The sequence below is a fragment of the Sulfurovum lithotrophicum genome, from assembly GCF_000987835.1.
Classification (GTDB): domain Bacteria; phylum Campylobacterota; class Campylobacteria; order Campylobacterales; family Sulfurovaceae; genus Sulfurovum; species Sulfurovum lithotrophicum.
Window position 1 is genome coordinate 1,872,587 of the sequence record NZ_CP011308.1, and the last position, 22,117, is coordinate 1,894,703.

The window sequence follows — 22,117 nt, forward strand, 5'->3', positions numbered from 1 at the left end:
ACCGATCCCCGACATGTTCTTAAAAATCGGCTTTCTCTTTCGCACTCTCGATCATGGAAACGAATATCGTATAGAGGTTGGCAATTACCGCACCAATGACCAGGCCAACAGCGATCCTGTCGTTATCATAAAACTGCAGTGCGAAAAATGCCGGTATCAGGTGAAGGTCAGCGACCAGCGAACCGGCAAGAAGTTCCGCTGAGAGGATGTTCCGCACTCCGATCTTCAGAATGGTTGAAACCACATTTACCGACCCGGCGATAAAGAGTGCTACCGTTGAATTCTCGTACAAGAACGCCGCCGATGTCGTCAGTGACATCAACGTAAAAAAGATATAAAAAACCTTACCCCATTGCATTATCCCACTCCTTTAAAAAAGCTTTTCTTTAAGAAAAGCATACCACAACTCTTCATTTTTCACTCTTAACTCTTTTTTAGCTTCGCTTTTTGATCAGAAGAGAAGATGCACTTTAACGCTAAAGTGTTCCGCCTTCATACATCTGGCGCATCTTCTCTTTCTCTTTCTCTCTCTTGAGCTTTTCCGCCTCTTTCTCCCTGAAGCTTGATACATCAAAGCCAAGCCACATCAGGATCGGGGAAGCCACGAAGATCGAAGAGTAGGTACCGACGACGACACCTACAAGCAGCGTGAAACTGAAACCTCTGATGATCTCTCCGCCGAAAAGGAAGAGGGTCAGCACAACAAAGAACGTCGTTAATGAAGTCAGTGTCGTTCTTGAGAGGGTCTGCGTAACCGACTCATCAATGATCGATGCCAGTTCCGGTTTTTTGATCGTTCTGATCCCTTCACGGATTCGGTCGAAAACAATGATCGTATCGTTCAGGGAATACCCCAGAATGGTCAAAAGCGCTGCAAGCGTATCTAGGTTCACCTCGATACCGAAAAGTACTACCGCACCCATGGCAATGGTGACATCGTGTACCAGAGCCATGACCGAAGCAACGGCAAATCGCCACTCGAACCGGAAAGAGACATAGATGAGAATACCGAGGATCGCAAGGAACATCGACATGATCCCTTTTTCACGAAGCTCGGAACCGACTTTGGCACCGACCATGTCTACCCGTCTCACTTCGAACTTCCCTGTATCTTTCAACAGCTGCGTCATCTTGTCACTGATGTCTTCACCCAGTGCTTTTGAACTCATCTTTGTGCGGATAACGACTTCATCATCACTTCCGAAGTAGGTCACACTCGCACCTTCATAGTTTTTGTCTACACTGATAGCTTTACGTACTTTTTCTATGGGGGCTTTGCCCTCATATTTAACCTGAACGAGCGTACCACCCGCAAAATCGATCCCGTAGTTGAATCCTTTGGTGAAGATCAGCCCCAGAGAGAGGATCACCACCACAACGGAGAGAATACCGAAACGTTTGCTTTGGCTCATCAAAGAGAGCGGTTTTTTCAGTCTGAACAGTTCCATTATTTTGCCCCCTCTGTTTTAATACCGAACCAGAGGTTCAGTTTCTCTTTACGCATTTTCGGAAGCAGCCACTGGTAGATACCGTGTGTTCCGACGATCGCCGTCAGCATCGAAGCCAAAATACCGATACTCATCGTAAGAGCAAAACCCTTGATGGCACCCGTACCGTAGGCATAGAGTACGACCGCTGCGATCAGCGTGGTCACGTTGGCATCCAGAATGGCTGTAAAGGCATTGTCATATCCGTCCTCTATCGATTTGGCTATCGATTTTCCTTCATGCAGCAGTTCACGGATACGTTCATTAATGATAACGTTTGCATCCACTGCCATACCCACTGTCAGGACGATACCCGCCATACCCGGCAGTGTCAGGGTCGCACCAAAGAGCGACATGATCGCAAGGATCAGGAAAAGGTTTCCTATAAGCGCTACGTTCGCGATCACCCCCGCCATACTGTAGTAGATGACCATGAAAGCGATCACCAGAATGAAACCGAGTGCCAATGCGATAGAACTCGCCTTGATACTGTCCGCACCCAGGCTTGGGCCGACAGAACGCTTCTCCATCACGAAGACCGGAGCAAGCAAAGCCCCGGAACGCAGTGCGATCGCGATATCATGCGCCTCTTCCAGCTTGAAGTTACCCGAGATCTGCACATGTCCGCCGCCGATTCTCTCACGGATCACCGGTGCCGAATAGACTTTGTTGTCCAGCACGACAGCCATACGCTTGCCCACTGCTTTTGCAGTAAAGTCACCGAATATCTTGGCTCCCTGACCGTTGAGTGAGAAATTGATCACCGGCATATTGCTTTTATCGAAGCCTACTTTAGCATCGGTCAGCATGGAGCCGTCAAGTACGGGGATCTGGCGAAGAAGATACTTCTCGTTCGTATTGACATCCTTGAGGATGACATCCCCGTAGCTTTTTGCCTCTGCCGCACTCATGGTCGATACCCTTGCCGCACGGTCCTCATCGACCGCCATAAGCTGAAGGTGTGCCGCTCTGGCGATGAGTTCACGGATACGCTGTTCATCCGCCTGCGTTTTGATACCCGGCACTTCGACCAGGATCTTGTCTTCACCCTGTTTGGCTACCGTCGGTTCAGCCAGGCCGAACTCGTTCAGTCTGTTCCTGATGGTATCGACCGCCTGCTTGATGGCATTCTGTTTGGTCCTTGCCATCTCTTTGGACGTCATCTGCACAGTGAACTTCATACCGTTCTGGTTTATAACGATCCCCGGGATCTCTTTTTTCAAAAGCGCAGTCGCCTTGGTCACATCGTCACTGTCGAGAAGTTCGAAAGTTACTTTGTCACCGTCAACCATACGAAGGTCGTCAAAAATGATCTCTTCATCGTCAAAAACATACTTGACCGTTCCGGCTATCGATTTTGTACGGGAGGCAATAGCAACATCACTTTTGATCCCAAGGAGCATATGAAGTCCTCCCTGCAGGTCAAGCCCGAGAGTGATCTTCTTCCCGCTCTCGCTTTGCATAAGAGAGGGAATGGAGAATACCACACCGAAGATCAGTGCGAAAATAAAGAGTATTACTCTGAAATTAAGCGTTTTCATTACCTGTTTCAACCTTTTTTGCCACATAGGCTTTGTCGAGTTTCACTACAGTGTCATCATTTAGTTTGATTTTGATAAAATCTTCTTCGACTTTAATGATAGTAGCGATAAGCCCGCCACTGGTAATGATCTTATCACCTTTTTCAAGGCTTGTAAGCATCTCTTTGTGTGCTTTGACCTGCTTCTGCTGTGGTCTAATGATCAAAAAATAGAAAATCGCGAATAAGATGATAAGCGGTAGAAACGAACCTATCATGCTTCCTTGTTCTGCTCCCATAGGAATCCTTTTGAGTAAATTGAGAAATTTTCGAAGTTATTTTAGCACCTTTGTACTAACAAGAGGCTTGAGCATCGCGCTTCTGGGTTCTGCCTTTATCTACCTTGAGCACTGGGGTTTCTCCGTACTCTGGCTCAATACCATTTTGGGAATCTCCTTTCTTTACCTGCTCCTCTCCTCAGACAGAAGTATCTGGCTGATCACGGGATTCTTCCTCGGTATTTTCTGGTTCTGGTGGATCGCCCTGAGCTTCAAGCACTACCATATGCCCTGGGCCATTCCGATCGTTGTGATTGTCATGGGACTGCTTTATGGCACACTCTTTTGGGCCATTGCTTTTCTGGCAGAAAAAATCCCAACTATCAATAAAAGTGTTGCAATACAACTTAAACCGACACTCTTCACTCTTCATTCTTCACTCTTCACTCTGAGCCTAAAAGCCCTCGGCCTTTTGGGACTAAGCTACATCCACCCCTTCGGCTTCGACTGGTTCAAGCCCGAACTGATCTTCGTCGAAAGCTATTTCGGAATACAGAAGTGGCAATTTGCGATTATCCTTGCCGGTATTGTATTGACGTTATGGAAAAAACAGTATGCCTATCTGTTTCTTGTGCTTTTCGCCTGGCAGCCTCTACCCACGACAGAAATACACCTTCCTCAAGATATTCGCATTGTCACGACATACACCAGCGTGGAAGAGAAATGGGACAAAACCTTGCATCCTCAACAGTTCAATGCCCTCTTTTCCTCCATAGATAAAGCCATCGATGAGAACAAAAGTCTGGTGATCCTGCCCGAGTCGGTCTTCCCGGTATTTCTCAAACGCTCGGTATCTTTAATGCAGGCACTTAGAGAGAGGTCAAAGAAAATAGCCATCGTTGCAGGAGGACTCTACTGGGATAGTAAAACACCAAGGAACTCGACCTACATTTTCACTGACGATAACATGCAGATAGCCAACAAAGTCCTGCTGGTCCCTTTTGGGGAGAGCAACCCACTGCCCGACTTCCTGAGTGACTGGGTCAATAAAGTCTTTTATGACGGGGCAGTAGACTACAAAGCTGACAGCAATGTGACCGACTATACCATTAACGGTATACGTTACAGGAATGCCATCTGTTTTGAAGCGACTTCTGAAAAACTCTATGAGGGCAGACCGGAACATATGATCGCACTAAGCAACAACGGCTGGTTCACACCCTCCATTGAGCCGACTTTGCAGAAACTGCTGTTACAATACTACAGCAGAAAGTACGATACGACTATCTATCATGCTGTCAATATGGCAGAATCGTATATCGTGCAGAACGGAGAGGTAAGGAGTACCCCATAAATAGCAAAAAATTCTGGACAGCACCCATCAAGGGATACCAGTATATTTCCAAAATGCTGCCGGCAAACTGCCGCTACTACCCCAGCTGCTCGGAGTATGCCAAATGGCAGTTCGAGTTCAATGCCCCGCACAAAGCTCTGGTGGCCAGCACCCTACGCATTTTGAGGTGCAATCAGCTCTTTGACGGGGGCATAGACTACCCCGTCGTTACGTTTGTGCCCCCCGGACACGATGCTTTACGCAAACTTAATGCTTTTTGTGGCAAAATGAAAGTTATCTACTGGTTCGTACCCAAGGACGAAACCCGTTCCCAATACTATGTCATAAAGGATTTTGATGCCATCAACAACAGTGAGACTTGATGCTCCGCTCGACATGCACCTGCACCTTAGAGACGGTGAGATGCTTAACAACATCGCCAAAGAAAGTGCGCAGACTTTCAGCGGTGCTGTCGTCATGCCCAACCTCGTACCACCTGTCAGCAGCAAAGCGGAGATTGTCGCCTATAGAGAACGTATTATGAAAGCCATCGGTGAGGAGAGCTTCATTCCCTACATGACACTCTTTTTCAAACCTGAATACGACAGGGTTTTTCTCGAATCCCTTAGGGAAGATCTCACATCCATCAAACTCTACCCTGCCGGTATCACGACCAACTCCGAAGGAGGGGTAAGCGGTTTCGATGTAGAAGAACTTCGGCCTACACTTGAAGCAATGAGCGATCTAAATATCCCTCTCTGCATCCACGGCGAGACCAACGGATTTGTGATGGACCGTGAAGCACAATTCGTTCCCATTTACGAAAAGCTTGCCACTGCGTTCCCGAAACTCAAAATTATCATGGAGCATATCACGACCAAAGAGAGCGTGGAAGCACTGGAGAGATTCGATAACCTCTATGCCACGATCACCTTGCACCACCTTCTCATTACCCTTGATGACGTAGCAGGAGGCATGCTGCAGCCGCATCTCTTCTGCAAACCCATCGCCAAGCGTCCCGAGGACAGGGAAGCACTGCTGAACATTGCGCTAAAAGCCCATCCCAAAGTGATGTTCGGGTCTGACTCCGCACCACACCCTAAACATGCCAAAGAGGCTTGCGGCTGTGCGGCAGGTGTCTTTACCGCACCCATTGCCCTGCAGGTACTCACCGAACTTTTTGAAACACATAATTCACTTGACAACCTACAGGCATTCATTTCGGGAAATGCCCGGCAGGTTTACGGTATAACCCCTCTTAAGAAGCAGGTCATTCTAGAGAAAAAACCTTTTACTGTCCCGGCAGACTACAAAGGTGTCGTACCTATGTATGCAGGAGAGAGATTGGCCTATTCCATCAGAGAGGTCAAACATGGATAACCGTCTCAAGGAATTTGAAACCGGGCATGAATCCTTCAGAAAGATCGCTTTTAACAAGAGCAAAGAACGTTTCCGGAAACTGGTCGAGGAAGGACAGAATCCCAAAGCCCTTTTCATAGGATGCAGTGACTCCAGGGTCATGCCTGCCATGATCACAAGTTCCAGACCCGGAGACCTCTTTATTGTCAGAAATATCGGCAACTTCGTAGCTCCTTTCAATCCGGATGCAGATTTCCATGCTACCGCTTCCGCTATTGAGTATGCGGTCAGCATTCTTGAAGTCTCCGATATTATTGTCTGCGGACATTCGGACTGCGGTGCCATTGCCGCGCTCTATAAGGAGATCAGGCAGACACCGGAGAATATCCATACGGTCAAATGGCTTGAGCTGGGACAGGAAGCCAAGAAAGTGGCCCTTCTTACCCACCGTAACAGTGGGAAAGAGGTCTTACAGCGTTACACGGAGAAGATCTCCGTTGTCTTCCAACTTGACAACCTTCTTAGCTATCCTGGCGTCAAAAAAAGGGTTGAGGAGGGCACGCTTTTTCTTCATGGCTGGCATTACAATATTGAGAATGGTGAGATAGTCTATTATGACGATGAAAATTTCGAATTCAAACCATTAAGCCAAAAGTAATAATAATGTATAATTTTACATAATAAATTAGGAGAGCAGATGATCGCGAATAGTATTGAAGACCTCATAGGCAACACCCCGCTTGTAAAAATAAACTTTCTTTCTGAGAGTACTGGGACTACGATCCTCGGAAAGTGTGAATTCATGAACCCTACCTCTTCGGTCAAGGACAGGATCGCGTCCAATATGATCAACCAGGCTATAAAACAGGGAAGGATCACCAAAGAGAGTACGATCATCGAACCCACAAGCGGAAATACCGGTATTGGACTGGCAGCGGTCTGTGCAGCAAAAGGTTTGAAGCTCATTCTTACCATGCCAGATTCCATGAGTATAGAGAGACGAAAACTGCTGGCTTATCTTGGTGCGGAACTTATTCTGACCCCTTCCGCAAACGGGATGAACGGCGCTATTGATAAAGCTCTCTCTCTGGAAAAAGAGATCGACAATGCCATCGTACTGCAGCAGTTCAGCAACAAGGACAATCCAGATATCCACAGAAAGACCACAGCAAAGGAGATCCTTCACGATACGGAAGGAAAGGTCGATATCTTTGTCGCTGCTGTAGGGACCGGCGGGACGCTGACCGGAACTTCGGAAGTCCTCAAGGCGGAGATCCCCTTACTTGAAGCCATTGCAGTCGAGCCGGAAAACTCTGCCGTACTTTCCGGCAGGCCGGCAGGTGCCCATAAGATCCAGGGAATTGGTGCAGGTTTTGTTCCTGAAATACTCAACACCCATATCTACAACGAGGTCATCTCTGTCAGCAATGAAGATGCTTTTATGATGGCACAGAAAGTCGCAAAAAAAGAGGGACTGCTGGTTGGTATCTCATCGGGTGCCAACCTTTATGCCGCTTCACTGGCTGCGTCCAGACCCCAGAACAAAGGCAAGACGATCGTAACTATTCTTTGTGACACAGCGGAACGCTACCTCTCTACAGAGTTATTCGACATCTAAGAGCAACGACAACACATGCAAACTGCTTCTCCTCTTCTGCTTGAAACCATCAAAACAGAGGATGGAACAGTTTTTAACCTCCCCTACCATCAGGCACGCTTTGATCACAGCAGAAAAGCACTTTTCAATACAGACGATACCTTGGATCTCTCAAAGATCATTGACACACCTCCAAAAGGCCTCTACCGCTGCCGTATCCTTTACGATACCAATATACGATCTGTCGATTACATCCCCTATATCCCCAAAAAAATCCATACATTACGGGTCATTCCTTCAGACATTGAGTATATCTACAAGTATGCCGACAGGGAAGCTTTCAATATACTTCTGAGAAAAAACAGTGATGTCGATGAGATTATCATTGAAAAAGAGGGCCTGCTGACTGATACTACCATTTCCAACATTGCTTTTTACGATGGCAAAAAATGGCTCACCCCGGCAAAACCGCTGCTTCAGGGTACCATGAGAGCCAAACTGATAAGTGAGGGATTCCTGAGAGAAGCAGATATCTCAAAAGAGATGCTTGGCAGATTTACACATGTAGCTTTAATCAATGCTATGCTAGGATTTAAAATTCTAAACCATCTCGAGATACAACACTAAAGGGATATGATGACAATGAACCTTTTCCAGACAGCGCAATACCGGACACTGATGAAAGAGCATATACATAAAACTATTATATATCTTTTTGAACAGGATCAGGATTTTGCCATTGCCTGTGAAACGAAACATGTCACCTTCGATCCGGAACTTCCTGCCGAGATCAAAGAGACGTTCAACGAAACCGTACTCTTCGTCATAAGCGGCTATACCTTTGAAAGTGCAAAGATCAATGATGAATATTTTATATTTGAAGCGGGGTTTGGAAGCGAGAATTTCGGATCGGCCGTGCATGTGCCCTTGCTTGCGATCAAACAGATTTTCGTCGGCGAGCATCCCATCGTGATCAATCTTGCAGAGTCTGCGATCGTCCCAAAACAGGCTGACAAAGCAAAGAACTCCAAAGCAAAGAACTCCATGGAAGCGCTACTAAACAATCCTGAAAATAAAAAACTTCTTAAAAAGAAGCAGTAACGCTTCTTCTCTCTCCTTAGCAGCGGCCTGCGAGGATGTAGTCTACCACATTATCCACATAGGCATTATGCTTGTTCTCTTTTGAATATACAATATAGAACTTGCGTATCATCGTATAGCCTCTGAGTCTTGACTCAAAAAGTTCTTCACTGGCCACTTCGTCTGCGATCGCATGTCTTGAAATAATGGAAACCACAGGTTTGTCCACATTTTTTTTGCTCTTCTTGATCGTTTGCAATACTGCAGTTGTGTTGCTCACTTCGGAGACAACATCGAAACTTTTACATGAGACACCGAGGTCATCAAATACTTCAGAAACAACCTTTCTCGTGTGTGAACTCTCTTCGCGACACACCCATCTGTAGTTATATAGCTCTTCAGTTTTAAGTATTTTTGGAATAGGTACATTGCTTACAACAACTAGTTCATCTTCAAGCCACTCTCTGTAGATCATATCGCTGTCCATCACAGGCGATTCGATCAGGCCGACATCGAGTTTTCTCTCTTTGAGTTTCTCAATAATATTTGCACTCATATCAATACTGAGGTTTACATCGTTGTTAATCGCTTTGCTCATGGCATTGAGACACTCTCCCGGAATCACATAGGTTCCTATGGTATAGGAAGCTCCCAGTCGGAAAGTCATCTTTTTATTGATGATCTTCAGAATATCTTTTTCTGCCTCATGGATCTCTTTTTCAAGTTTTGACGCGATCTTGTAGAGTTCTTCACCTTCGGGAGTCAATTTGATACCGTTCTTTTTTCTTTCAATGATCTTGACAGCCAAATACTTTTCAATGAATTTGATCTGCTGTGTCACTGCCGGCTGGGAGATGCCCAGTTTCGCCGATGCTTTTGAAAAACTTCTTTCACGGGCTACCGTGAGGAATGTTTCGAGTTTTACAAAATCCTTTAACATTATCTGTCCTTATTGTATTAATTTACTCAATTAATTTTTTATATAGAAATTATAACGCAGTTTCCTTAAAATATATAAGCTCCTCTTATTAATGTTATATTAACTTTTCTCATCCATTTTTGTAAACAGAGCGATCGTAATGATACCCTCATGCTTAAAGATAAAACGATATAATATATACTATATATAGGAGAGTGACGATCAAATGGAACAGATACTGAATGAACTCAATCCCTCACAACGTGAAGCGGTAGAACATATTGACGGTACTATGCTCATACTTGCAGGTGCCGGCAGCGGGAAGACCAAAACACTCACTGCCAGACTTGCCTATCTTGTCGGAGAGGTCGGCATCGATCCTGCCAATACACTCACCCTCACCTTTACGAACAAAGCGGCTTCTGAAATGCGAGAGCGTGCACTCAGACTTATGCCGACAAAGGTTTCCTACCCTCCTCTTCTGTGTACCTTCCATAAATTTGGTCTGCTTTTTTTAAAGTTTCACATCGAAAAACTGGGACGCAGCAACAACTTCGTGATCATCGACAGCGATGACAAAAAAAGGCTGTTGCGTTCCATCGCCAAAGAGCTGAAGATCGACCTGAATCTTTCTTTCATCGCTTCTGAGGTCTCCAAATATAAGAACTCCCTGCTTAGCCCTGAAGTGGTCATACAGAAAGCGGAACTACCCGACTACAAGAAAGTAGCCAGGATCTATGAACAGTACCAGGCGAATATCGAAGAGAACAATCTGGTCGATTTTGACGATCTTCTGATGCTAACCTACAAGATACTCGACGAGAACGAGGCGCTGAGACGAGAGACCAGCAACCGCTACAAATACATTATGGTAGACGAATACCAGGATACCAACGAACTGCAGTTCCGTCTGCTTGAACATCTCTGCTCCGAACACAATAACCTCTGTGTCGTAGGAGATGATGACCAGAGTATCTACGGATGGAGAGGTGCGAACATACGCAATATCCTTGAATTCGCCGATTATTTCGAAAATACGAAAACGGTCAAGCTGGAGACGAACTACCGCTCTACCGAACCAATCCTCAAAGCAGCCAATGCGCTTATCGAGCATAACTCCACAAGACTGGGGAAAAAGCTTATTTCGCACAAAGGAGAAGGTAAAGAAGTCAAACTCCTTCACTCTCTCGATGAAGCCATGGAAGCCAAAGCCATCGCTCATGAGATACATGGGCTCATCAATTCAGGAGTGGATCCTGATGAGATCGCTGTACTCTACCGCATCAATGCCCTTTCTCGTTCACTTGAAGAGGGCTTCAGCAAAGAGGGGCTTGCCTTCAAACTTATTGGCGGTATGCGTTTCTACGAACGTGCGGAAATCAAAGATATCATCTCCTACTTCAGAGTACTGGCGAATCCTCATGACGACTTCTCACTGATCCGTATCATCAACAAACCCAAACGCGGCATAGGGAAGGCTTCCATTGAGAAGCTGCAAAAAGCCGCGTTCGATTCCCATCTGTCGCTCTATGAATATATTGAGCAGAGTATCGGTGGGGAACTGCCTGTTGTGGTCAGTAAAAAAGTATCGGGTGCATTGGCAAAACTGCTGGAGGACATAGAGATCCTGCGTGAAGAGATGCGGACTTCTATGGGCAACTTCATCACCCTTTTTGAAGAGCGCATCAAACTCAAAGACCATTATGCCGCTATGGTGGACGGTTTTGACCGCATCCTAAATATCGACGAATTCTACGGCTATTTCCGTGACGCTGTCATAAAGAACCCTGACCTCACACTTGATGAATTCCTCAACGACATCTCTCTGCAAAGCGACCAGGACCAGATAGAGGAGAATGCCGTTACGATTATGAGCATCCATGCTGCCAAAGGGCTGGAGTTCGAACACCTCTTCGTTATCGGACTTGAAGAAGAGTTCTTCCCGTTGCTGGGAGAGGGAAACAATATGGAAGAAGAACGGCGTCTGGGCTATGTCGCCATTACCCGTGCCAAATCCGACCTGACACTATGTTATGTCGACAGCCGATTCTACAAAGGCCGGCGGAAAATGATAGACAAAAGCCGTTTTCTCGGAGAGGCAGGCCTCATACAGGATGCATCACTCAAGATCACCAAACAGGCTGCCTTCAAAAAGGGCGATCTCGTCAAACACAAGATCTTCGGTATCGGACGGGTCCAGGCTGCGACCAAATCGGGCAAAGAATATAAACTGCTCATCAATTTCGGCGGGAACAAGAAAGAGATATTGAGTTCTTTTGTGCAGTCGATATAAAAGGTTACTTTTGATGAATCGGTTATTTGTCGTCAACAAACCTATTTTCCGCACCTCCAACGGATACATGGGATATGTCAAAAGAAAATACAACACGAAAAAAGTAGGGTTTTCCGGTACGCTGGATCCTTTTGCCACGGGTTGCCTCATTGTGGCTACGGGACAGTACACCAAACTCTTCCAATACCTCGATAAGACACCTAAAAGCTACAAAGCCACTTTATGGCTTGGAGCAAACTCCCCCAGTCTCGATATCGAAAAGGTCGACTCCATAAAGGATGCACCACTGTTTGATCAGGCAGCTATAGAAATGATTTTGGACTCCCTCAAAGGCGAACTGACCTACTATCCTCCCAAGTTCTCTGCAAAAAAAGTCAACGGAAAGAGGGCCTATGAACTGGCACGCGAAGGAAAAGAGATAGACTTAAAGCAGATCACATCGACCATCTATGAGATCAAGCTGATTACCTATAACCATCCTTTCATCCATTTTGAAGCAACGGTGAGTGAAGGGACCTATATCCGGAGCCTCGGTGCGCTCATCTCAGACAGACTGGATGTAGATGCCACACTCTCCTCTTTGCACCGTATCCATGAAGGGGCATTCTGCTATGACAATGAAAAAGCGCTTAACCCTTTTGACTACCTTTCCATTCCAAAAAACATCTACACAGGGGATGATGAATATCTTGAACTTGGGAAAAAACTCTCTGTCGATTATTTTGAGGCTAAAGAGAATGGTATTTACCTCATAGAGACTTCAAACTTTTTCTCCATTATTGAAATCATCGGGGAAGCGGTGAAATACCGATTTAACCGCATACCTAAATTCGAGGGGGATGCATGTACAGCATCAGAGCATACGCAAAAGTAAACATTTTTTTGAAGATCACCGGCCATGAGAACGGCTATCATACTCTGCTCTCCCGCTTTATGCGCGTGAATGACCTTTACGATACCATCACTATTGTTCCCGGAACATTTGACAGTTTTACACTGGAAGGATGTAAAGGGGTGCCTCTACATTCCAATACGATATACAAAGCGTATGAAGCACTGCTCGAACCCTTCCCGAAACTTGAAGATTTCTTCAAGTCGCATAAAGTCGTGGTGGAAAAATCCATCCCCTCACAGGCGGGACTTGGCGGAGGCAGCTCTGATGCAGGGGCGTTCATGCGTCTTATAAATTCACTTTCACAAAACCCTCTCAGTACCGATGCACTGGCCAAACTCGGCAGCGGCATCGGGGCGGATGTTCCTTTTTTTGTCTACAACTATCCCAGTGCCAATGTACGCGGTTTTGGAGAGATCGTCGAGCCATTCAGAGAAAGACCCCTCCAACTGGAGCTTTTTACACCCGATATCGGATGTGACACAGCCAAAGTCTACCAAGCCTACCACAAGTACCTCTTGCGAACTTTGGACCCAAAATCCTTCTTCGGATGGGAAAACATAGATTCAAGAACGCTCCTACAGCTCATTGCAGACCCCATCGCCCTCAATGACCTCTATCCTGCAGCACTTTCCACCTGTCCCAAACTGGAAAAACTCGATACCAAAGGGTGGTTCTTCAGCGGCAGCGGTAGCACTTTCTTTCGTGTGAAGGACTAAGTCGCGTTCGCGATGATCTGATCTCTGATCTCTTTGGCCGTATGGCCGCTCTCTTCATCCAGTTCACCGACCAGATCAGCGCGTATATAGACCGTCAGTTTTGCCAGGGCTTCTGAGAGCATATCTTCATCTTTCATGCTTACATGCCTGTCTTCTGCGATCATTTTATTGAAAATATCCAGAAAATGTTCATATTCTTCCAATACGCTAGGTGAAGCGAAGATGGCTAGACGGTGCGTGTGGAACTTCAAGCGTGTCAGGTCATCGGCAGTAATGTCTTTGTGGATCACCATCTCTTCAATGGTATCGATGAGCTTTTGATAGGTCTCGGTTTTCAGCTCGATGAACTTGATGCTCTGCTCTTTCTCCAGCTCCACGGAAGTCTGCTTGTTCAGCAGGAGCGCCGTGATCAGAATGGTCGCCAGTGTCCCCAGGACTATCAGAATGATCTCCTGGGTAAAAGGCATCTTGTCGCTCATATGATAGGCGAGACGAAGAAAGAAATAGCCTCCAATAAAGACAACCGCACTCATCAGCATCATTACTTTGTTGTTTTCAAACCATTTTTGCATCTGTAGTTGTCCTTATGGGAGAGTAGTGTAGAAAGTATAGTACAGCTTAGCTGATGATAGGGTGGGAGAACAGTCTCCCTGAGCCTATCACTTTACGCTAATGCTTTTCGCTTTTCTGGATTCCTCTTTTTCGAGAGTGATGTAGAGCCTTCCATCTTCAAATTTAGCATCCACTGTGTCTTTGTCGATGCCTTCTGGCAATACGAACGAACGTGAGATAAGGCCGAAATTGCTCTCACAGAGATAATAATCCTCTTTCTTCACTTCATTCTTCATTTTGCGCGTCGCCTTGACCGTCAGTATATTGTCTTCCACTTTCAGCTCGATATCCTTCTTGTCAACCCCGGGAAGATCAATCTCAATACGGAAAGCGTCACTCCCCTTTTTGGCAAGGTTGGCAAAAGGAAGATGGCTGGCCACATTGGCAAAACTCTCCTTCGCAACTTCAAGTCCATGTTCCACTTTCTCTTCGACTGTATTGGCTACATCTTTTGCTGTTTTTACTACATCCATTGCTGGCTCCTTTCATTACATTTTTTTATAGTTATTTAATATTTTAAACCAGTAGTTCATACAATGCGACAAGCCTTGCTCTGTCCCCGAAGGGGCGGCTTCGCCGTTAGCAAGGCGCCGGAGTATTGCATGAACTACGCTAAAACTTACTTGATCTCTATTTTTTTAGGTTTTTTCTCTTCTTCTTTGAGTTTGGGAATGACCACTTCAAGCACACCGTCCCTGGACTCCGCATGAATGTTCTCTACATCTACTTTCTCAGGAAGGGTGAAACTTCTTGAAAATTTTCCGTAGGCACTCTCTACTTTATAGTAGTCTTCTTCTTTGACCTCATCTTTCATTTTTCTCTCACCGGAGATAGTCAGGATATTGTCTTCTGTAGTGATCTCAATATCCTCCTTCTTGATACCCGGAAGATCAATCTCTACATGGTAGGCATCCTCACCTTCTCTTGTATTTACTCTTGGTACAAAAGAGGCAATGGCACCCTCCTCTCTTGTCACATCCAAATTCTGCATCAATGAATTGAACAAGTCGAAACTTTTTTTCACTTCGTTATATGGGTTATATTTTGTTACTAACATTTTTGACTCCTTTATTCTTTATAACTTTAGTCTCATGGACTAAATCTGAATAAATTATAAAAAATAAGAGGGAAAGATGAATGCTACTTTAGTTGCATTTATCTATATTTTCGGTAAAAATATACACCCGAAAAGTTGAAAAGGTTTAAAAGAGATTGATCTTATCGAGTAGTTTTCTCGTATCGACGATCTGTATGTTCTTGTTCTTTGTCTCGATGGTACCATCAGCTTTCAGCGCTTTTAGATGGCGTTCGACCACATGACGTACCGTACCGATGAGTTTGGCGATCTCCGTATGGGAAAGGCCCTGTATGAGATTATATTTCATCAGATTGTTTGGATCAAGGTTTTGAAGAAGCAGTTTGATAAGCCGCTCTGAGGTACTGAATAAGGAGAGATCCGTTGCCAACTCTTCCATCTGGCGCATCTGGCGGGCCAGATAGGGAAAGAATTTGCTGTTGAACTCTTTGTTGGTAGAGATAAGCTCCCTGACGAATTCTATAGGCATCTGCAGCACTTCACTTTCTTCAAGCGCCTCATACATCACATCATGTTCCTTGCCGTCAAGCAGCACGATCGTATCGAACATATCGCCTTCCCGAAAAATAAAGATCGTCTGCTCTTTGGCATTGTTCAGATTCAGCTGGTAGCTCTTGATCTTCCCCCGGATCACAACGTAGAAATAGCGTATCAGTTCACCCTGCGTAAAAAGTGTTTCACCTTTTTTGAACATGATGCGTCTGGTATGACGGCTGATCTCACTGACGGTCATCTCGTCCAGACCGGAAAAAGGAAGCAACGTATATTGTGACATCTCGGCTCCCTATTTCGCGATCGTTCTAAGATAGAGGTTTTCAACCTTGGTACGTGCCCAGGGTGTTCTGCGGAGAAACTTCAGGCAGGAGTTAATGGAGGGGTCATGTTTGAAACAGCGAATATTGATTCGTTCCGCCAGCTCATCCCAGCCGAACTCCTCTACCAGTTCGTTCACTATATGTTTGAGGTTGATACCGTGCAGCGGATTGTTCCTGTGTTCATTTTTTTCCATGTAACATCATACCATTAATAGACTCAAAAATGGGTACCTCTAATAACTATAGAGGTGCCCATATGCTATAATTCCGGAAAAACAAAGCAAAGGCAGACATTGGCCATCAATATCGTAGCACAGAACAAAAAAGCCAGACACGATTATGAGATACTTGAAAAGTTCGAGGCGGGTATCGTCCTTTCAGGGGCAGAAGTAAAGGCCCTGCGTGCCAAACGCACCAACCTTTCCGATGCTTTCTGCCGTTTCATCAAGGGTGAACTCTATCTGATGAACGCCCATATCGCCCATCTTGAAACCGCCAACAAATATTTCACCCCCGATACCCGTGCCCCAAGGAAACTGCTTTTGCATAAAAAAGAACTGGAGAAACTTTATGTCAAAGTACACAAGGACGGCCTAACCATTGTGCCCCTGATGATCTATTTCAATGAACGCAATTACGCCAAAGTGAGCATTGCCATCGCCAAAGGGAAGAAGCTGCACGACAAGCGCGCGGACATGAAAGCCAAAACACTTGACAGGGAAGCCAAAACGGCGATGAAGAACCGCTCCTACTGAGCCTGGTATTTTTTTCTTTCTTTTTTGAATCGATCGTATCTCGAAATACGTTTGCTTCTTTGCTCTTTTTGTTTTTCCCGTTTTTGCTTCAACTGCTGCTGCCTGTTAGGTTCAAAGGCACGAAGCTCCCTTAACTGTTTGTAGGCAGGCACCCTTTTATATCCGATGAATTTATAGATCATCCTGCGTGTCTTTCCCAACAGCCACTTCAGGCTCCTTTGTACAGGATAATGAAAAAGTCTGCCCACACGCTCCTCGAACCACCTGAAACTCTTTCGTACTGTGCGATACATCCAGTGTATACTGTTTGTCAGGAAAGGAACTTTCTCCAGCAGATCCAGCAGCCATGAAAATATCACTACCTCGATAATAGGTGCCAGCCAGCTTCCCCAGATATAGTCCGTGAAGAAATAGAGTATGGATGCACCCGCTTTGAGTACAATGGCCAAAAGAAATGACCAAACCTTGGCAATGAATACTTTCAATGCCAGCATCGTACCCATAAATTTACCTACATAACCCAGTGAGCCCAAAAAAGCGAAAGCTGTAATGATCTTCTTTGTCAGAGGAAATGATATGAAATTCTTTTTGACATGGCTGAGAAGACGTTTCAGATCCAGTGCAATGTGGTTGAGAAAATGTATCTTGAAATGGTAAGTAAATACACGCTCAATCAGATAACGTTTTCCAAGCCCTGTAGCAGAGAGGAACAGTATCTTCTTCAAAAATATCTTGAGGATGAACTTGCCTTTTACAAGAAAAAAAGCAGTTAGTATGGCTATGAGATTCTCTTTGGCAAAATGGTACATATCTTCTACCCATTTCCACACCATATCATGAAGGGGCCTGACCTCTATGGCAAGCCCAATGATGATGACAAAAGCCGTGAAGACCCAGAACAAGACCGGTCGTTTTCCCATACCTGTTTACTTCTTCAACGCTTGCTTGAGGTTGTAATAGATCTTTTTGATCCTTGTGACAAAAGGAGATTCTTTACTAAAATATTTTATTTTGACAGACCGCCAGAACTGCCTGATCTTCTCTTTGGTCGTTTTGAGTTTCAACATCGTACTTTGGTATATCTCCAGTGACTTCAGCCAGTCTATCGCAGCCATGATCTTTTCGTAGATCCACTTGAACCAACCAAACTGCATCAGTTTCTCCTCGGTCACACGGAACATCCAGAAAGTAAAGGCCGCAATGGGGATCTTGGAAAGATAGAGTACAAGCCCCATAAGAATATGCCCGCTCACAAACATATACCCTGCATAGAGTCCAAACGCTTCAACAGAAGCCAGCATAATCACAAAGATGACCAGGATCACATAACGATTGACCCCATGCAGTTTTGCTTCGACCTTTTGAAGGATCTTCAGCGAATGTACATACTTATAGACCGGGTAGGCTACTCCCTCCCAAATTATCTCTTCAAGAAGTATAAAGGTAATGACAAGCAGCAGTTGCAACAGTGTAATGAGTTTGTGTTTAATGGTTGACAGCATCTTAATAATATCCTGAGTGGTTTTGAAAAAAGATATTATATCTGATTTATTGTTTAAAATTTGGAGATTAAAGAAAGTGAAGATTTTTTTGGTTTGCTGTAGTTTAAAAATGTAAAATAGATTATTTTGTTTGAGTTGTACTTAGATTTGTGGGTTTGAGTAAAGGAGCTTACGAATAGTAAGTGACTGCACCCATCCCACAAAGTTGAGTGCAAATCGAACAAAAGAACTATTTTCTTCGAAGTTCTTTGATTCTTGCAGCCTTACCCTTAAGCTCTCTAAGATAGAACAGTTTCGCTCTTCTTACTCTACCTTTTCTGAGTACTTCGATACTCTCGATGCTGTCAGAGTAAAGCGGGAAGATTCTCTCTACGCCTACAGAGTTCGCTCCCATCTTTCTTACCATGAAAGTTCTGCCTGTACCCTGACCTCTGATCGCGATACAAAGACCTTCAAAGTTCTGTACTCTTTCTTTGGAACCTTCTTTGATTCTTACTGCCACTCTTACAGTGTCACCCGCTCTGAATTCGGGAATATTTCTGTTTTCCAATTGTGCTTTTTCAAAGCTTTCAATGTATTTGTTTCTCATCGGTTATACCTTCTTTTTGTATAAGTCTGGTCGAAAGAACTTTGTTTTGCACAAAGCCAACCCTCTTTTTAAGTCCGTGATTTTACTATGATTACCCTTTAAGAACTCTGAAACAACTTCATTATTCTCATAATTCACCGGTTTGGTAAAGGAAGGAGCTTCCAGCAATGATGCTTCGAAGCTCTCAACTTCGAGAGAAACGCTGTTCCCCAGTACCCCTTTCACATTTCTTGCCACGGCATCGCATACAACCATACTTGCCAGCTCTCCGCCCGTCAGAATGAAATCACCGATAGAAAAGAGTTCATCCGCGTGTTCTTCTATGACACGTTCATCGATCCCCTCGTAGCGTCCGCTGACAAAAACAAGATGTTCTTTTTTTGCCAGTCGTTTTGCATCATTCTGCTTGAAAGGTTTGGCAACAGGAGAAAGAAAAACGATATGGGCTGAAAGGGATTCACTTTTGATCTTTGCAAGTGTATCCATCAGCGGCTGCGGTGTCATCAGCATGCCCGCTCCGCCGCCGATCATCGGTGCATCGACACGATTGTGCTTGTCTATTGTAAGGTCGCGCGGGTTGTAGAAATCGATAGATATCTTCCCGTCATCAATAGCACGTTTGAGAATGGAATCGGAGAAATACCCCTTAATGATATTGGGGAAAAGTGTTACGAAAGAAAAGTGCATCAACTTGCTTCCAAAATGTCTTTCGCATCTTTGACATGAACGATCTTACTTTTTTCATCTGTATTGATCATATAACGGTCAATATAGGGTACAAGGAAATTCTTGGGAAGACCTGCATCAACCAAAGCCTTATCAGTTTTGATGGAAAGATAGTCGACATCTGCCAGACGCTGTATGTCATCCACCACACCCAGTACCTCATCATTCTGCTTTACCGTACATCCGATCACATCGAACCAAAAGTGCTGGCCCTCTTCAAGTGGACATAGTTCCTTGGTCTGTGCTTCATCGGCATAGAGCTTTGTATTGGTCAGTTTTTTAGCCGTATCAATACTTTCATACCCCTGAAAACGGATGGTCCCGCGTTTGAAGTTGATATCGGATATCGTCAGTTCGCCGCGGTTGCTCTGATAGCTGTTCCCCACTTTGAACTGTTCGGGAAAATCAGTATGAAGATGGAGTTTCAGATCACCCCAGAGCCCTACAGTTCGCCCGATCTGAGCGATAAAAAATTTTTCATTGATTTGTTTTTGCATGAAGTTCTGTTTCAGCCTGCCGCTTTGACATTGACACGGTAATTCTTACCGCCTTTTGCTTTACAGCCGGAGATGACTGTTTTGATAGAATTAATCATTCTTCCCTCTTTACCGATGAGTTTGCCTACATCTTCACTGTTGGCAAAGATCGTAATCTCATCGAATCCCTCATCCACTTCCATGATCTCCAGAGAAATATCCTCTGGATTATTCACAAGTAGCCGACAGTAGGAAAGAAGGAAGTCTCTGACCATTGAGACTATTTTTTACCTGCTAGTCTTTTGACAGTCGGACTCATCTGTGCACCGACAGAAAGCCAATAGTTCAGTCTCTCTTCATCAAGCGTAAGCTCTTTGTTTTCAGATACCGGGTTGTAGTGACCGATCGCTTCGATCCAGCCACCGTCTCTTCTCTTTCTGCTGTCTGTTACTACGATTCTGTAAAACGGCTTCTTTTTTCTACCCATTCTTGTCATTCTGATCATTGTCATGTTTCATCCTTAATATTTTTCTTTTGTTTTATGTACGCCCCGAGGAAAGGACATACATTTTTGTAACAAGTTCTGACAACTACTTTTTAATGACGTAAAGTACTCATCAAAACTTTGTAAATTCTTTTGGAACGCGATTTTACCATAATGATTATAAAGTTTTTATTAAACTGGTCTTATCCCGGTATTTAACGTGTCATTCCCGGGAAACCGCCACCGCCCTGCATCTGCTTCATCATATCCTGCATCTGCTTCATACCACCCTTGCCTGACATCTTCTTTGCCATTTTCGCAGCAGACTTGAACTGCTTGAGTTGGCGGTTGACCTGCATTTGACTAAGACCGGAACCTGCTGCCAAACGTCTTTTACGTGTATTGTTGAGAAGGTCCGGGTTTTCTCTCTCTTTTGGCGTCATGGAGGAGACCATCGCTTTGATCATTTTGATCTCATCTGAATTCTCAAGGTCCATGTCTCCGATCTGCTTGGCCATATTGCCCATACCCGGGATCATTCCCATGATGGACTTCATGCTCCCAAGCTTTTTCATCTGCTCCATCTGATCAAGGAAGTCATTAAAGTTAAACTGGCCCTTCTTGATCTTCTGTGTCATACGTTTGGCTTCTTTGGGGTCGATCGCCGCGGCAGCTTTCTCCGCAAGAGACTCCACATCTCCTGCACCCATCAGACGGCTGACGATACGGTCAGGGATGAACTGCTCAAGGTCAGGCATCTTCTCACCCGCACCGATAAAGCGGAGTGGTACACCTACCTGCTGCGTCAGACCGAGCGCCACGCCCCCTTTGGAGTCACCGTCGAACTTGGTAAGGATCACACCGGTAATACCGATCTTATCCTTAAAGGTCTGTGCCGTTCTGACAGCATCCTGCCCCGTCATTGCATCCGCCACATAAAAGAGTTCGTCAGGATTAGCTACCTTTTTGACCTCAGCCAGCTCATCCATCAGCTCATCATCGATGGCAAGACGGCCGGCGGTATCTATTAGTACTACATCGTACAGTTCGTCTTCGGCTTTTTTCAGCCCTCTTTTGACGATCTCGGTCGGCTTGGCATTCTCGTCGGCTACCAGGTCCACATCGATCTGCGAAGTGATCTGTCTTAACTGCTCCACAGCAGCAAGTCTCTGAAGGTCAGCTGCAACGACCAGTACTTTTTTCTTTTTCTGCTCTTTGAGAAAATAGGCCAGTTTACCTGTCGTGGTCGTTTTACCCGATCCCTGAAGACCGATCATCAATACAACGGTCGGCGGTTTGGAAGCGAAAGTAAAACCTTTCGGTGCGCCTTCTATGGTCAAAATATCTGTCAGTTTGTCCTGAAGTGCTTTAAGGAAATTGTCTTTCCCAACCCCGTTCTTTTTGGTCTCCAACTCAACACTTGAGATGAGATCCTTGACCACTTTGTGATGTACATCTGCTTTCAAAAGTGACTTTTTAAGCTCTGCAGTGGCTTTTTTCAATGCCTTTTCATCATCGTGAAAACGGATCTTTCCAATGGCATTTTTAAAACTGTCGGTTAATGTATCGAACATTTTCTACCTTAT

At 45.0% G+C, this 22,117-nt stretch carries 29 protein-coding genes; 11 read left to right on the forward strand and 18 right to left on the reverse strand.

From position 1 onward, the window contains the following. Positions 1–19: 19 nt before the first annotated feature. The 4 genes from YH65_RS09195 to yajC form a co-directional block, all read right to left on the reverse strand. Positions 20–358 (reverse strand): DUF6394 family protein, encoded by a 339-nt coding sequence (locus tag YH65_RS09195; protein ID WP_046551600.1) that lies wholly within the window; start codon positions 356–358, stop codon positions 20–22. A 118-nt stretch (positions 359–476) separates the two neighbouring features. Then, complete coding sequence (secF, locus tag YH65_RS09200) at positions 477–1,448, reverse strand: protein translocase subunit SecF (RefSeq protein ID WP_046551601.1); 972 nt, start codon at positions 1,446–1,448, stop codon at positions 477–479. Continuing rightward, positions 1,448–3,028: a protein translocase subunit SecD gene (gene secD / locus YH65_RS09205; protein ID WP_046551602.1), complete on the reverse strand. Its 1,581-nt coding sequence runs from the start codon at positions 3,026–3,028 to the stop codon at positions 1,448–1,450. The genes secF and secD overlap by 1 nt, the downstream gene beginning before the upstream one ends. After that, entirely contained in the window at positions 3,015–3,305 is a 291-nt protein-coding gene (gene yajC / locus YH65_RS09210; RefSeq protein WP_046551603.1) for a preprotein translocase subunit YajC, read from the reverse strand. The genes secD and yajC overlap by 14 nt, the downstream gene beginning before the upstream one ends. A gap of 10 nt (positions 3,306–3,315) precedes the next feature. Here yajC and YH65_RS09215 point away from each other — a divergent pair, with 10 nt between their 5' ends. From YH65_RS09215 to YH65_RS09245, 7 genes are read left to right on the forward strand one after another with little or no spacing between them, the layout of a single operon-like run. Next, positions 3,316–4,638 (forward strand): apolipoprotein N-acyltransferase, encoded by a 1,323-nt coding sequence (locus YH65_RS09215; RefSeq protein ID WP_046551604.1) that lies wholly within the window; start codon positions 3,316–3,318, stop codon positions 4,636–4,638. Further along, positions 4,635–5,000, forward strand: coding sequence for a membrane protein insertion efficiency factor YidD (gene yidD / locus YH65_RS09220; RefSeq protein WP_084722065.1), 366 nt, complete (start codon positions 4,635–4,637; stop codon positions 4,998–5,000). Before YH65_RS09215 ends, yidD begins: the two co-directional genes overlap by 4 nt. Next, positions 4,975–5,997 (forward strand): dihydroorotase, encoded by a 1,023-nt coding sequence (gene pyrC, locus YH65_RS09225; protein WP_046551606.1) that lies wholly within the window; start codon positions 4,975–4,977, stop codon positions 5,995–5,997. Before yidD ends, pyrC begins: the two co-directional genes overlap by 26 nt. Further along, on the forward strand, positions 5,990–6,634 hold the full coding sequence (locus YH65_RS09230; RefSeq protein ID WP_046551607.1) for a carbonic anhydrase: 645 nt from the start codon (positions 5,990–5,992) through the stop codon (positions 6,632–6,634). Before pyrC ends, YH65_RS09230 begins: the two co-directional genes overlap by 8 nt. A gap of 39 nt (positions 6,635–6,673) precedes the next feature. Beyond that, positions 6,674–7,594 (forward strand): cysteine synthase A, encoded by a 921-nt coding sequence (gene cysK / locus YH65_RS09235; RefSeq protein WP_046551608.1) that lies wholly within the window; start codon positions 6,674–6,676, stop codon positions 7,592–7,594. Positions 7,595–7,609: 15 nt separating this feature from the next. Beyond that, positions 7,610–8,200, forward strand: a complete 591-nt coding sequence (locus YH65_RS09240) for an aminotransferase class IV family protein (protein WP_046551609.1) — start codon at positions 7,610–7,612, stop codon at positions 8,198–8,200. Between the two features lie 6 nt (positions 8,201–8,206). Beyond that, complete coding sequence (locus YH65_RS09245; RefSeq protein ID WP_245609191.1) at positions 8,207–8,674, forward strand: hypothetical protein; 468 nt, start codon at positions 8,207–8,209, stop codon at positions 8,672–8,674. A 16-nt stretch (positions 8,675–8,690) separates the two neighbouring features. On the opposite strand, the gene YH65_RS09250 is transcribed toward YH65_RS09245, so the two are convergent. After that, positions 8,691–9,593, reverse strand: a complete 903-nt coding sequence (locus YH65_RS09250) for a LysR family transcriptional regulator (RefSeq protein WP_046551611.1) — start codon at positions 9,591–9,593, stop codon at positions 8,691–8,693. Positions 9,594–9,798: 205 nt separating this feature from the next. Here YH65_RS09250 and YH65_RS09255 point away from each other — a divergent pair, with 205 nt between their 5' ends. From YH65_RS09255 to YH65_RS09265, 3 genes are read left to right on the forward strand one after another with little or no spacing between them, the layout of a single operon-like run. Continuing rightward, on the forward strand, positions 9,799–11,865 hold the full coding sequence (locus YH65_RS09255) for an ATP-dependent helicase (RefSeq protein ID WP_046551612.1): 2,067 nt from the start codon (positions 9,799–9,801) through the stop codon (positions 11,863–11,865). Positions 11,866–11,878: 13 nt separating this feature from the next. Further along, the gene (gene truB / locus YH65_RS09260) at positions 11,879–12,739 is read left to right on the forward strand and encodes a tRNA pseudouridine(55) synthase TruB (RefSeq protein WP_046551613.1); all 861 of its coding nucleotides are present in this window, start codon (positions 11,879–11,881) and stop codon (positions 12,737–12,739) included. Beyond that, the gene (locus YH65_RS09265; RefSeq protein WP_046551614.1) at positions 12,709–13,476 is read left to right on the forward strand and encodes a 4-(cytidine 5'-diphospho)-2-C-methyl-D-erythritol kinase; all 768 of its coding nucleotides are present in this window, start codon (positions 12,709–12,711) and stop codon (positions 13,474–13,476) included. The genes truB and YH65_RS09265 overlap by 31 nt, the downstream gene beginning before the upstream one ends. Here YH65_RS09265 and YH65_RS09270 read toward each other — a convergent pair. The 5 genes from YH65_RS09270 to YH65_RS09290 all read right to left on the reverse strand — a co-directional run bounded on the left by YH65_RS09270 (position 13,473) and on the right by YH65_RS09290 (position 16,193). Continuing rightward, positions 13,473–14,048, reverse strand: coding sequence for a hypothetical protein (locus YH65_RS09270; RefSeq protein WP_046551615.1), 576 nt, complete (start codon positions 14,046–14,048; stop codon positions 13,473–13,475). The genes YH65_RS09265 and YH65_RS09270 overlap by 4 nt on opposite strands. 87 nt (positions 14,049–14,135) lie before the next feature. Continuing rightward, complete coding sequence (locus tag YH65_RS09275; RefSeq protein WP_052746173.1) at positions 14,136–14,561, reverse strand: Hsp20/alpha crystallin family protein; 426 nt, start codon at positions 14,559–14,561, stop codon at positions 14,136–14,138. A 146-nt stretch (positions 14,562–14,707) separates the two neighbouring features. Then, positions 14,708–15,145, reverse strand: a complete 438-nt coding sequence (locus YH65_RS09280; protein ID WP_046551616.1) for an Hsp20/alpha crystallin family protein — start codon at positions 15,143–15,145, stop codon at positions 14,708–14,710. Between the two features lie 145 nt (positions 15,146–15,290). Next, positions 15,291–15,959 carry a Crp/Fnr family transcriptional regulator gene (locus YH65_RS09285; protein ID WP_052746174.1) on the reverse strand — a complete coding sequence of 223 codons (669 nt, stop codon included), beginning with the start codon at positions 15,957–15,959 and terminating at the stop codon, positions 15,291–15,293. Positions 15,960–15,968: 9 nt separating this feature from the next. Then, on the reverse strand, positions 15,969–16,193 hold the full coding sequence (locus YH65_RS09290) for a VF530 family protein (protein ID WP_046551617.1): 225 nt from the start codon (positions 16,191–16,193) through the stop codon (positions 15,969–15,971). Between the two features lie 60 nt (positions 16,194–16,253). Between YH65_RS09290 and smpB the strand changes: the two genes are divergently transcribed. Next, positions 16,254–16,754, forward strand: coding sequence for an SsrA-binding protein SmpB (gene smpB, locus YH65_RS09295; protein WP_281175055.1), 501 nt, complete (start codon positions 16,254–16,256; stop codon positions 16,752–16,754). Here the strand turns inward: smpB and YH65_RS09300 are convergent. The 8 genes from YH65_RS09300 to ffh all read right to left on the reverse strand — a co-directional run bounded on the left by YH65_RS09300 (position 16,748) and on the right by ffh (position 22,105). Next, a complete protein-coding gene (locus YH65_RS09300) occupies positions 16,748–17,674 on the reverse strand; it encodes a hypothetical protein (protein ID WP_046551619.1) in 927 nt (308 codons plus the stop codon). The two genes, smpB and YH65_RS09300, sit on opposite strands and share 7 nt — an antisense overlap. Positions 17,675–17,680: 6 nt before the next feature. After that, positions 17,681–18,256, reverse strand: coding sequence for a hypothetical protein (locus tag YH65_RS09305; RefSeq protein ID WP_046551620.1), 576 nt, complete (start codon positions 18,254–18,256; stop codon positions 17,681–17,683). Positions 18,257–18,485: 229 nt separating this feature from the next. Then, positions 18,486–18,845, reverse strand: coding sequence for a 50S ribosomal protein L19 (gene rplS, locus YH65_RS09310; protein ID WP_046551621.1), 360 nt, complete (start codon positions 18,843–18,845; stop codon positions 18,486–18,488). A 3-nt stretch (positions 18,846–18,848) separates the two neighbouring features. Beyond that, entirely contained in the window at positions 18,849–19,532 is a 684-nt protein-coding gene (gene trmD / locus YH65_RS09315) for a tRNA (guanosine(37)-N1)-methyltransferase TrmD (protein ID WP_046551622.1), read from the reverse strand. Then, positions 19,532–20,068 (reverse strand): ribosome maturation factor RimM, encoded by a 537-nt coding sequence (rimM, locus tag YH65_RS09320; RefSeq protein WP_046551623.1) that lies wholly within the window; start codon positions 20,066–20,068, stop codon positions 19,532–19,534. The genes trmD and rimM overlap by 1 nt, the downstream gene beginning before the upstream one ends. An 11-nt stretch (positions 20,069–20,079) precedes the next feature. Continuing rightward, on the reverse strand, positions 20,080–20,322 hold the full coding sequence (locus YH65_RS09325; protein ID WP_046551624.1) for a KH domain-containing protein: 243 nt from the start codon (positions 20,320–20,322) through the stop codon (positions 20,080–20,082). A gap of 5 nt (positions 20,323–20,327) precedes the next feature. Then, entirely contained in the window at positions 20,328–20,558 is a 231-nt protein-coding gene (rpsP, locus tag YH65_RS09330) for a 30S ribosomal protein S16 (RefSeq protein WP_011980061.1), read from the reverse strand. Positions 20,559–20,746: 188 nt separating this feature from the next. Next, positions 20,747–22,105, reverse strand: a complete 1,359-nt coding sequence (gene ffh / locus YH65_RS09335) for a signal recognition particle protein (protein ID WP_046551625.1) — start codon at positions 22,103–22,105, stop codon at positions 20,747–20,749. Between the last annotated feature and the right edge of the window lie 12 nt (positions 22,106–22,117).